The sequence below is a fragment of the Flavobacterium gilvum genome (assembly GCF_001761465.1).
Classification (GTDB): Bacteria; Bacteroidota; Bacteroidia; order Flavobacteriales; family Flavobacteriaceae; genus Flavobacterium; species Flavobacterium gilvum.
In genome coordinates, this window is record NZ_CP017479.1 from 1102404 (window position 1) to 1116506 (window position 14103).

Below are 14103 nucleotides of genomic sequence, written 5' to 3' on the forward strand. Positions count from 1 at the left end.
AACATTTAAATAAAAAATATTTTTTTCTGTGAATTTGTTCAGACCCCAATGAATAGATTCGTTAAGGAGAAATATACAAATATAAAAAACATGAAAAAACCTACTTTTTCAAAAGCAGTTTGTGCTGTTTTATTTCTTTTTTTGGCTTTAACTTCAGTTGGACAGACGCTGAAGCCTTTCACTGTTAGGAAAAAAGTGGATTTAAAAGGGAAAATGCTTGTAATAGGAAATAACATCCTAGGGAAAGATAATAATCCTTTTAATGACGATACAAAATCCAACGAAGACATATCTATGCAGTATATAGATATTGATGGAGATGCCTCTACTTTCAGTTCAAGTAGTGCAGATCTTGTGGTACCAAATCAAAAAAATGGGAGCCCTACCACTTGTTACAGAATAACCTATGCAGCTTTATATTGGGGGGCTATGTTGAAATCCACGGATGGTAGCAGGGCGAACATAAATACAGTAAAGTTAAAATTGCCTGGAGCCACAACATATAATAATATAAACGGGACAGTGGTTTATGATGCGATTTCAACACCTATAGCGCCAGATAACAATACTCCCTATGCCTGTTATGCAGACGTAACCAGTTTGTTGGCTAGTTTGCCAAGTTTAACAGGAACATATACAGTAGCTGATGTGCTTTCAAGTACAGGTTCTAATGGTTCAACTGGATTATCAGCAGGTTGGACTCTTTTTGTGGTTTATGAAGATCCAAGTCTTAATATGAAATCGTTTAATGTCTTTGATGGATTTAGCCATATATACAAAGGTCATACGGAAACAATTCCTGTTGCTGGATTCAGAACACCACCATCTGGTGGTGTCGATTTGCAATTTGCCTATGCAGCATTAGATGGTGATAGACCTCAAGGTGGAACTAAACTGGAGTTTGAAACAAAACAAGTAGTAACTCCTTTGAGACCGGCAAATGAGTTTTTTAATTCTTCGATTGAAAATTTCAATGGAGTTTCTTCTCCTAGGAATCCTTCAGGTAGTAATACTTTAGGATATGATACTGGAATGCTGGAGGTAAAGGGAGCAGACCCCGAGTATATTGATCACAATCAGACTACAACTAGTTTTACGTTACAAGTAGCTCCAGGACAAGCCGATCCCGTTTTTGCTTTTTTTGGTGCATATGCAGTTGATATAATTGCCCCCGATATTAAACTTACCAAATTAGTAAGGAGTTCAACAGGTACCGATATTGGCGGTACTAATGTTACTTTGGGTGATTATTTGTATTATGAAATCAATTATCAAAATCTAGGGAATGATAATGTTACCGGAATGACCATAAAGGATGTGCTTCCTAAAAACATTATATTTAATTATCCTGCCGATTTAGATTTGACAAATGCCGGTGGTGTAACGGTACAAAGTTACGATCCTATTACGAAGACAATTATTTTTAAAGTTCCAGATGCTTCAGTGATAGTTGGTAAACCTGCAGCATTTACCATTCGAATAAAAGCACAAGTGGTGCCTGATTGTAATATGTTGACTGATGCTTGTTCCAATGAAATAAAGAATCAAGCTGTTGCTACTTATAAAGGTGTTATTAATACAAACACATTTAGTTCGGATAGTTTTTCTTCAACAGGATGTGATTTTGGATCTGCTACACCTACCAATTTTTTGGTCAAAATAGACAATTGTAAATTCACCAAAAAAGTTGTTTTATGTAATAACAGTGTCATACTTACTGCCCCAAATGGTTATGACAGTTATGTTTGGTCAAAAACTTTGGGTGGATCTTCAATAGGAACTGGTCCAACTTACACAGCCACTCAGACAGGCACTTATTATGTTCATGCTACTAGTTTAACAACGTGTTTGCCAATAGACCAAGAAATAACAGTTGTTCCTTTCGGGAATACAGTTTCGAATCCTGTTATTCCTTATGCACAGGCACCTTATGCAGGTTCTGTAACCACATGTACTATCAACGGAAAATTGTTGCCGAATCTATTTCTTTGCGGAGCAAATGATTTCCGAGACATTAAGACGGGTATTACAGATGCGACATCCATTATTTGGGAAAAATTAAATGAAAACGGAACTTGTCTGGCTGCGACCAGTACTACAGTTTGTGCCAATGAAAATGCATCCTGTAGTTGGTCTCAAGTAGGAACTGGGCCTGATTATAAAGCAAATACAGCGGGGCAATTCAGGCTTACGATAAATTATACTGGAGGTTGTTTTAGCGTATTTTATTTTAATGTTTTCCAAAACCTCCTAAATCCAACAGTTGTATCCAAAGATATTACCTGTAACACCACGGGACAAATTACAGTTAATGGTATTCCTGCATCTGGTTATGAGTACAGCTTAGACAATGGCGGTACGGGAACCTATCAGGCGAGTAATATTTTTAATAATGTATCGGCCGGTCTTCATAATGTTTATATTAGAGAGGTAGGGGTAACAAACGCCTGTTTGTTTAAAGTTCTTAATGTTCAAATTTTAAATAGGATATATCAGGTCAGTGTAAATGTTAAGCAACCGCTTTGTGACGGAGGAAAAGGAAGTGTTATTTTGCAGGCCAATAATGTCTTGCCTCAATATTACTTTAGTATATCTCAGGGAGCTACGCAAGTTAACGCTGCAGGTCCGTTAAATGCAAATGATTTTACTTTTTCCAATTTGAATCCAGGAACATACACCGTGAGGGTTTGGACAGATGACGGTTGTGATTATTCTCAAAACATTGATATAATTAATCCTCCTCAACTTACAGCAACCGCAACACTTACAAAGCCCTTAACCTGTACCGATGGAGAAATAACAATATATCCTGTAGGGGGAACTGCTCCTTATATTTATTATATAAACAGCACTACTAATTTTCAAAATAACCCAAAAGTTGCAGTAACAAATCCACTTCCGGCGGGAGGGATTTATAATATAACCGTTGAGGACAGTAATAACTGTAGAGCAACTACTTCGGCTACAGCAGCAGCAACTCCTGCTCCTGTCTTTGCAATCCAAACAACTAATGTATTGTGTTATGGTGATGCTAGTGGAGTGATTCAATTTAATGTGACTTCTAATGCTGGAGGTTATACCTTATCATATAGTATTGATGGAGGGACTACGTATTCTAATAATCCTGTTTTTTCTAATCTTGTAGCCAATACCGTTTATGCTCCAATGATAAGATTCACTCTGGATGGTGTGAATTATTGTTATGATACAAAACCAACAGTCACTTTAACCGGACCTAGTTCTGCAGTAACGGCTTCTGCTGGAGTATCTGAACTGGCAGGTTGTTCACTTTCAGGACAAGGGGGTAAATTACGTATTACCAATCCACAGGGAGGGGTTGCTCCATACCTGTATAGTTTTGACAATCAAGCAACATGGGTAACTACAAACGAAGCCGATATGTTACCGGGTACCTATACTTTGTATATAAAGGATGCTAATGGATGTATTTACCCAATGCCCAACGTTGTCCTTGATCCTAAACCGGTGGCCCCTACCATTGCAGTAGCCAGTCCAGTTTATAATTGTGATGGTACAGCAAATACAACAGCAACAATAACTAACCCTGGAAGCGCAAATTATCAATATGGTTATTTATTGGATGGAGCTGTTAATACGAACTCACCCCCAAATGTTTTTGTAAATATTCCATCGGGATCGCACACAGTAAGTGTTACTTACAATTTAGTTAGTGTACCCACGTATAGTAATTTATTAAACGAAGATTTTGGTAGTGGTTCACCAACTACAACTTCAGGAATTGCAAGCGCATATTGTTTCAATGACCAGCATGTTGCATCACCTTGGGCATGTGGTACAAGATCAGTCGAAGATAATCAATATTCTGTTGCAAGTTTCTTTTGGAGATCGGATGATACAAGCAGCAGTCCTGCTTGGTATCATTATAAAGATCACACTTCTAATGGTACTAATTCCAATGGAAGATATTTATTGGTAAATATTGGTTCTGCGGCAGGTAATTATGGCGTATTATATAGTAAACCAATCGTTGATGTTATTCCTAATCAGCCAGTAAAAGTTGATTTGTACCTTGGTAATTTATTGAGAAGCTATATGACTAATGCAGATTGTGATTTCATAATTGAATTAGTAGATCCTGCCGGAGTGGTAGTTGCTTCGCAATCGACAGGAATAATTCCAAAAAATGAAAAATGGAATCTAAAATCGTTGTCATTAAATCCAGGACCTAACACAAGTTTGACTTTTAAGATTCGTTCGGGAAGCATCGCTTACAATGGTAATGATGCCGTTATAGACGATATCAGAGTTTACCAACTCCCAAAATCTTGTATTACTCAGGTAGATTTCCCATTTGTGGTTCCTACTGGTAAAGCATTTTCTGGGTCGGTTACAGGATTTAAAGACATTACTTGTGCTGGAGCCAATAATGGTGAATTTACTATTGCGGTACAAAATTTTGATCCAGCTTATGGTTTTGACTATTCTATTAATGGTGGATCAACTTGGGTTCATAAAACAGCTTCTCCAGTTACCATTACCGGATTGGCTGCTAATACGTACACTCCATTATTGAGATATAATGCAGCAGGCGCCTGTCCTTTGACATTGACTCCTGTAACAATAAAAGCACCTACAGCGCTAACTGTAAATGCTTCTGTGACAACTCTACCTACTTGTACCACAGGTGCAACGATAACAGCTTCAGCTGGAGGAGGTACACCGGCTTATGAATTCGAATTAAGAAATACAACAGGAGGAGCAGTAGTTCAACCTTATCAGACAAATACACAATTTAACAATGTTGCAGCAGGAAACTATACTGTTTTTGCAAAAGATGCCAATGGTTGTATTACCTCTGTAGGTGCTGCGGTAAATGTGGTGGCTCCACCAACTTTAACGGCAAGTTTGGATCCAAGTGCTTCTCTTTGTTATGATGGAATCACAAAAGTAAAATTAACGGTTAATGTAACAGGGGGAACTGCTCCATTTTCATATTCTATTTCTCCAAACGTAGCTCCTGTTGGGAATACTTTTGACGTATTGCCAGGAACTTATATTATTACGGTTACTGATGCCAAAAGTTGTACAAGTACAATTTCAAATATTATTATAGCACCTGTTTTAAAGGCGATTGTAAATAGTGTTGGGGAATTAAGTTGTTCAGCCCCAAAAGATGCTACTATTGCCGTAGCTGTTTCAGGTGGAACAGCACCTTACAATTATACTGTGAATGGTGTTGCCGCGGCTTCTCCATTACTAACAGCTGGAACAATAAGTTATGATGCTACTACAGCTGGAGATTATACTTTTGTGATTACTGATGCTAAGAATTGTACTGTAACGACTAAAGCAACTGTTGCAACCATTTCTAATCCGACAGTGACTGCTAATCCAACAAATGTAAGTTGTAATTTAGGCACCGATGGGCAGGTACAATTAATTGGTAATGGAGGCTCAGGAGGCTATATATATACCTTTAATAAATTGGGAGGGCCAGTTATTTCGACAACTACTCCTGGTTTATATAAAAATTTATTGGCAGGAACCTACGAATTTACTGTTACAGATAGTAAAGGTTGTGTTAGTTCTCCAAAAGGAACTATAGTGATTACAGAACCTACTGCTTTATTAGTTAGTGCTTCAGCGACGAGTTTAAGTTGTAGTCCTACAAATACTAAACAATCTGCGGTTGTAACAATTAATGTTCCTACAACTGGAACAGCTCCTTATCAATACAGTTTTAATGGAGGAGGATATACAAATACCAATACATTGACTGTTAACGATAATGGCACAGACCAAACGATAAAATATTCTGTTAAAGATGCAAATGGTTGTATTCAAGCAGGAACAGATATTATAATTTACAAACTGAATCCACCAGTAATTTCGAGTATAACAGGAACAGCTATCAATTGTGCGCCAGCAGCTACTTCAAGTACAGTAACGGTTAAAACTACTGCAGGAACAGGTGTAGGTACACTTACTTACCAAATAACTGCTCCTGTAGCTTCTGCAACAAATACAACGGGTGTTTTCACTGGATTGTCAGCAGGTACTTATACTTTTAAAGTAATTGATACCAATGGGTGTTATGCGATTGATTTTTATACCGTAAAACCATTAGTTAATATTGCGGTAACTGCTAGCAAATTGAGTGATGTAGATTGTTACGGATCCAGTACAGGAGCTATTCATTATGATGTAAGCGGATTCGCCACTACTTCTACCTATAGTTATAGTGTGAATGGTGCAACTCCTGTTACAGGTCAAACAGCGGCTTCATTTAATTTAACAGGCCTTCCGAAAGGAACTTATTTAGTTGTTTTTACAGATGAAACTACCTTATGTACTTCTTCAACATCGGTAATTATAGATGAGCCAACAGCCGCTTTATCAGCTAATGCAACTGTTGTAAATGCTAACTGTTTTACACAAACGGCTAAAGTGACCGTTACTCCTGTAGTAGGAAGTGGAACATCACCTTATACCTATGCTTACAAACAAGACGGTGTGGCACCAATACTAATTGATTATGTATCCGTAAATGTGAAAAATTTGGATCCTAGCATTAATAAAAATTGGGATGTATGGGTTAAAGATGCCAAAGGATGTACTTTCAAGATAGATGTTGTTATTGATACTGATACTGCACCAACGGTTATAGCATCAGCAATAAATCAATGTTTAGGGGTTGGTAGTTATACCATTACAGCTACTGTAACCGGAGGGAAAGCACCTTTATCTTATAGTATTAACGGAGGAAGTTCATATCAGCCTACGAATACTTTTGTAGTTACTGCTGCGGGAGATTATACAATAAAAGTGAAAGATGCTAATGGTTGTACATGGGATAGCAATGTGATAACTGTGGCGCCAAAATTAACATTAACAGCTGTTTTAAATAAAAATATTACCTGTGAAGTAGGTAATGAAGATGCTAAAATTACTTTGACTGCAGTTGGTGGTAGTGGAACCTACAGTTATGCAAGTAATCCCACGACGGGAAGTTTTTCGGGTAATGTTTTCACACCTACAGCTGCCGGAAACTATACTTTTACAATTACGGATACAACTGGAAATTTATGTTCAGCAAGTACAACGACTGCAATTGCTATAACAGCTAAAGTTGATCCAGTTATTACGAGCATTACTCAAACAGAATTTATTAAATGTAATGGAGATCAAACGGCTGCGATACATGCAGTTATCGACCCTAGTAAAGGACAAGCCCCTTATCAATATAGTATTGACAATGGTGTTACTTTTCAAAGTTCTCCTGATTTTACTGGTTTAGGTGAGGGTGATTATACCATTATTATAAAAGATGCAAAGCAATGTACTGGTAGTAATACTATACATATTGATGGAAAGGCCAAAATTGATTTTAACTTGACTAAAGTTGGAATTACGTGTTCTAGTCCAGTTGGATCAATTACAGTTGAAAGTGTTACAGGAGGAACAGCTCCTTTTACCTATACGATTTCTAATAATTATGGAGATGCAATTCCAGCTTATACTACATTGCCAAATGGAGACATATCATATGTAATAAATAAGTTTGGTATTTACACTGTTACTGTAACAGATGCTAATGGATGTAGTTTGACAAAGTACATTCCAATGACATCACCACCAGATGATTTAAAAATTAATATCGCTCTTGGACAGCCTGATTGTATTTCAGGAGGAAATGCTACCGTTACTGTTGGAGTAGCTGTACCTGGGAATAAGTATAAATTTGGGATAATGGATAGTAATACTGTACCATATTCTTCAAATTTAGTATCTCCAAATAACGGTACTCTTTCGCATAATTTTACAGGATTGACTCCAGGGCTAACGTATTCCTTTGTAGTTTACGATGAGGATACGCTTTGCTATTATATTAATACCGCCGATATGCCAATCCCAGCTAGTTCTGGACTTACTGCTGCATTAACACCAAATAATGTGAGCTGTCTTATTCCTGGCAATGATGGTAGTGTAACAATGAAAGTTACTGGTTATAGTTCAACAGCAACAAGTGTAGATTATCAGGTGTATAATGCACAAACAAATGCTTCTATCGGAACAGTTCAAACCGAAACGTTTGCTACTCTTCCACCCCCAATAGATTTTACGGCTACGACTCCAAGTTCATTAATTGCAGGACAATATTATGTGCTTTTGGTTGAACATGGAGGATCTAAAAATGGTTGTAAAACAGCGATACCTTTTGAAATTAAGAAATCTGCACGTCAATTAGATCTTGCCGTTAATGTACTTAAAGATGCCAATTGTAATCCTAAATCTGGGGTGATTACAGTACAACCATTATATGGGACTGGACCTTATGAATATAAATTGGTAGGTATAACCAATCCTGCTATCGATAGTGGATGGTTGACGACGAATAGTTTTAATGCAGATGCAGGAGATTATACTGCCTATGTAAAAGATGCTTACGGTTGTAGTGTGAATTCTGCTGTTACCCTGAAAGAAGATGACGCTCCAACGGTTGCACCACCACTAACATCAATTTGTTATGATGGTAGTAGTCCATTTACGATTACTTTTTCTGGAACTGTAGATGCATCTTTGACAGGAACAGAAACCTATAGTGTAAATGGAAGTGCTTTTCAATCTACACCAAGTTTTACTTTCAACGCTGCGGATACTTATAATTTGGTAATTAAGGATGGAAATGGTTGTACCGCTAATATTAATTATATCGTATATCCTAAGTTAGAGTTATCTGCAGAATTAACCAAAGTATTGGATTGTACATTAAGTCCGGATGCAAAAATTACTTTAACATCAACAGGGGGGAATACAACTTTGCCTGCTGTTTATACTTATGAAGTTTCTACAGATGCTGGAGGAACTTGGAGTCCAATGGCTACTAATGTGTATCCGGCAGCATTAGCTGGAACTTACTATTTTAAAGTAAAAAATGCATACAATGGGGTAGTTTGTGAAGTTACTACCAGTATAGTTTTGGATCCTATTCCACCAACAGTTTTGGCAACACCAATAACTACGAATATTACTTGTAATGGTGATTCTAATGGAACTATTTTTGTGGAAGTAACTTCGGGAGAAGGACCGTATAAATTTAGTTTAGACAATGGCGTAACAGAACAAACAGATAATACCTTTACAGGTTTACCAGCAGGAAATTATGTCGTTACGGTTCGTAATGCTAGGTTATGTAAAGTTAATACTGCTTCAATTACAATTACTGAACCTTTAAAATTGACAGCTACAGCTACGGCACCGCCTTATTCTTGTAATGCTAACAATGTACCACAAACCGTTGTAACTGTTAATATAGATAATATTGCAGGGGTGTTAACGGGTACGGGACCTTACAAATACAAATTTGATCCTTCTCCTACTGCTCCTTATTATGACGCGAATACTCTATTGGTAAATGATAATGGATCAACATTACCACAAACTATTCATTATTATGTTATAGATGCTAATGGTTGTACTTATGATTCTACTGTGGATGTAGCACCGTATAAAAAAATTACAGATTTAACTTTTACAGTTTTACCTATAACTTGTGCAAACCCAACAAGAGATGTCAAAGTTACAGTAGTAGGAGGCTACACGCCAATTGCTAAATACGAAATTGTTTTACCAAATCCTTTAGATAATGGTAGTTCGGACACATTTGCAGGTTTAGGAGCTGGTACTTATTTGATTAAAGTGACTGATGTAAATGGTTGTTCTTTTGAAAAAACACTTAAGATTGATGATGTTACAAGAATCACAGTATCTGGTCAAGTCACTAAAGATGTAACTTGTAATGAGGCAACTCCGGTTACAAACGGTGCCGTTGAATTCACAGTTGATAACAATGCAGGAGGATTTACAGTTATAATGTTACAAGGTTCAGGAACACCTGTTGTTTCTGGTAACAAAGTGACTCTTTCTAATGTTGGAATTGGTATTTACGAAATTGAAGTTACAGATGCGATTACAAATTGTAAAGCTACAGCTCAAGTGGAGGTAAAACAACCAACACTGTCATTATCTGTGATTCCTCATCTCGATGTCAATGCCAATTGTCATTTTGGTGCACAGGTGTCATCAGTGGCTACTGGAGGAACACCAAATTATACTTATGCCTATGCATTGAGTACAAGTCCTGCTCCAGTAGCTACAGATTATTCTTCAAATGCTTCAGCCGTTTTAGATGTTACTTTAGGTTTAAATTGGACAGTGTATGTAAAAGATGCAAATGCTTGTGAAACCCAAGCTCCTTTAACTTTGGCGATTGACCCATTGCCGGCAGTTACAAAAGTTGATTTCAGTAATTGTGCTTCAGTAGCAGGCACTTATACAATAACTGTAGTAGCAACTGGAGTAAGTGCACTTGAATATAATATTGGATCTGGTTATCAGGCAAGTAATGTGTTTACTGTTACAACTCCAGGCAATTATACGGTATTGGTTCGTGATGCAAACAAATGTGTAAGCGCAACTGCATTTCCATTCACGATTTTGGATCCTCTTCAAGTTCAAGGTGTAGTGACTACTTTGCCAACTTGTAATTCTGCAGATGGTGTTGTAACTCTTACTGCAATTGGAGGTTCTGCATCTGCTAATTACAGATATAAACTTGAGAGCACAGGAACATATACAACAAGTAATACATTCTCTGGTCTTGCTCCAGGAAGTCACACGTTCTATGTTCAAGACATTGGAACAACCGACATGTGTGAGGCACAAGTGACAGTTATTATTCCAACGGCAACCCCTATTACCAATTTTGCTGTGTTTCCAACTCCTGTTACTTGTAATGGAGGAAATGATGGTACAATTACTGCGACTATGGCTACACCAGCACCTGGTGTAAATGATAATCCAGTTTATACTTATGTATTGAATGGAATGACTCTAGGAGGAGTAACAGTGACAAGACCTTCTCAGTCTTCACCAATATTCAGTGGTCTTGCAGCTGGAAATTATACTGTAGTGGTTACTTCTGGAAGAGGTTGTACCGATACAAAAACTATCCCTGTAACAGAACCAGGAATAATTACAGTTCCAACACCTACACCGGTACAGTTTGGATGTACATCTGGTTCAAACGCAACGAATTTTGCTACTATCACTGTAAGCCCTAGTGGTGGTTCAGGAACATATTCAATTTACGAGTTCTTTAAAGGCGGTGTATCTGTTCAAAGAGGATCTAGCAATGTTTATACTGAGACTGATTTAGCCGGAGGTAGTTATACTGTTACTGTTTATGACGACAAAGGTTGTTCTGGAAGTGCTTCGGGAACTATTACAATTGCTCCATTTATTTCTCTTGATAAAATTAATATTGTCATTAATAAAGCTATTACTTGTAATAATCCTGAAGACATTACTGTGACAGTTGCGACTACAGGAGGCACACCGGCAGTATTAAACTATACTGTTGCAGGTACAGCAGGAAATCCTTATAACCAAAGTAATAACAATGGTATATTCACCGGATTACCTGTTGGAAATTATATAATTACAGTAACTAATCCTGCTACAGGATGTAGTATTCAAGATGTGCATTATGTAAATGAACCAAATACTTTTGATCTTACTATTGACAACATTGTTGATGTAACTTGTTTTGGAGGAACCAATGGAAGTGCTAATGTTACGATTGTTGACAGAACGATGCCAGATCAAGCAGGACCATTTAGTTATACTTTGGTTGCTCCAAATGGAACTACAACTAATGGTAATTCAGCAACAGCGGGGCCACTTACGCTGAATGGTTTGGCTGCGGGGACTTATATAATTACTGCCACTTTAACTAACAGTCCTTATTGTTCTGTTTCAAAAGTATTTACAATTAGCCAACCTACAGCTGCATTGAAAATAAGTGAAACTCACACTCCGATAACTTGTGCGGGTAATGACGGAACTATTTCAGCTACTGCCACTGGTGGATGGCCGGGAGGTTATGACTTCGCATTAGCTGGACCAGTAAATGTTGCATACTCTTCGCAAAGTAATTTCTCTAATTTGACAGCGGGTCTTTATACGGTAAGTGTAAGAGACAGTAAAGGATGTGAAGATCAGGTTCAAGTGAATTTGGTTAATCCAACTCCAATTGCAGCTACAATAATAGTTGATAAACCAATGTTGGCTTGTTTTGGTGATACCAATGCAACCATAACGGTACAACAACCTGTTGGAGGTTCTGGAGTTTATAAATATACTTTAGAGGCGACTTATCCAAACGGAACGATTACACTAAATGGACCTCAAAGTTCTAATATGTTTACCAATTTGGGAGCAGGCAGTTACAAGGTAATAGTTTCCGATACTTGGAGTTGTTCTGTTAACACAAATACCGTGGTGATTAAACAGCCTACTGTTGTAACGGCCAATTTGGTTAAAACCCTAGCTCAAACTTGTTTGAGTCCAGCAAGTCTTACTTTGTCGGCAGCTGGCGGTACCGGACCTTATAGATATAGTACTGATCCAAATTTCACGAATCCTTCATCTGTGTCAGTTCCATTTGCAAGTACAATAATAATCAATGTGCCGTTTACCACAGTACCTGCGAATTATGTTTATTATGTCAGAGATGCTAATGGTTGTTCAAATGCCGTTTCAAATTCTATCGACGTTATTCCATTGGAACAATTAGATTTTACTTTTGAAAATAACAATCCATACATCAACTGTTTGGGGGATAATGACGGTGAAATAACGGCTTCCGCCAAAGGAGGTTCTGGTAATTACGTTTACACATTATTAGATGGTTCTGGTAATGCGTTACCAGCAGCACCGACTCAACTTACACCTGGACATTTTACACAATTGCCAGCAGGTAATTATACGGTAATGGTAACCAGTGGAGATTGTACATTACGTAAAACAATAACCATTACTCAGCCAAACTCGGCTTTAACTTACACCGCTGCTGTGACTAATGTGACTTGTAACGGTAATGGGGATGGTAAAGTGGTACTTACAGGTTCAGGTGGTACAGGCGTTATTAAATATGCTATAAGCCCTGATTTGGATAAATTCTTGGACAACGGAACATTCCTGAATTTAGTTGTAGGACATTATCAAGCAATTATACAGGATGTTAATGGTTGTAATCACGTTTATGATTTCGATATTACAGAACCAGCTCCTATTACCGCAATTGTGGATCCATTATCAATCAAACAAGAATTATGTTCTGGAGAAAAAACAGGTGAATTTGCAATTACTGTTGCCGGAGGAACTGCGCCATACAGTACTAGTATAGATGGTGATACATTTGTTCCAAATAGGGTTTCTTTCACAGGTCTTTCGGGAGGTAAGCATACGGTAATTATAAAAGATGCTAATTTATGTGAGTTCACTTTTGATGAATTATTGAATCCAGCAGTTACCCTTGATCCAGTGGCTTCAATATCTAATGATTGTGTTAATAATGCGCCAGCCAACAAGGTTACTGTACATATTGACGATAGTAACAATCCGGCTGATGTTACCTACTCTTTGGATAGTACTGGTACGCCGCAAAGCAGTAACGTATTTACAAACTTGGCTCCTGGAAATCATTTTGTAATGGTACAGCATAAAAATGGCTGTGTAGATGCAACGTTACCATTTGTAATTGACCAAGTTGATCCTTTAACTATTTCTATTAATCTTGGAGGTTTAAATGAGATTGTGGCTACCGTGACAGGAGGTTCTGGTGTTTACCAATTTACGGTAAATGGTGAATCGATAGGGTCAAATAATAAGTATATTTATTTCCACTCGGGAGATTATACGGTGACTGTAACCGATAGTTATGGTTGTTCTGTATCGGCAACAAAATACTTTGAGTTTATCGACATCACAATTCCGCCGATATTTACACCAAATGGTGACGGTAGTAATGATAACTGGAAACCAACAAATACTGAAAATTATCCGGACATCAAATTCATAGTGTATGATCGTTACGGACGCCAGGTTGGTGTCTTTGGAGCCGGACAATCTTGGGATGGTAAATATAACGGTACAGAGTTGCCAATGGGTGATTACTGGTATATACTCAAATTGAGACATGCTCAAGACGACCGAGAATTTGTTGGCCATTTCACGCTATATAGATAAGAAGAAGGGCAGTTATCCTAAAAGAAAAAA

Annotated in this window: 1 protein-coding gene; it reads left to right on the forward strand. The window is 37.6% G+C overall.

The annotated features are described in order from the left end of the window. Positions 1-90 precede the first annotated feature (90 nt). Positions 91-14073: a T9SS type B sorting domain-containing protein gene (locus tag EM308_RS04730; protein WP_197056116.1), complete on the forward strand. Its 13983-nt coding sequence runs from the start codon at positions 91-93 to the stop codon at positions 14071-14073. Positions 14074-14103 lie beyond the last annotated feature (30 nt).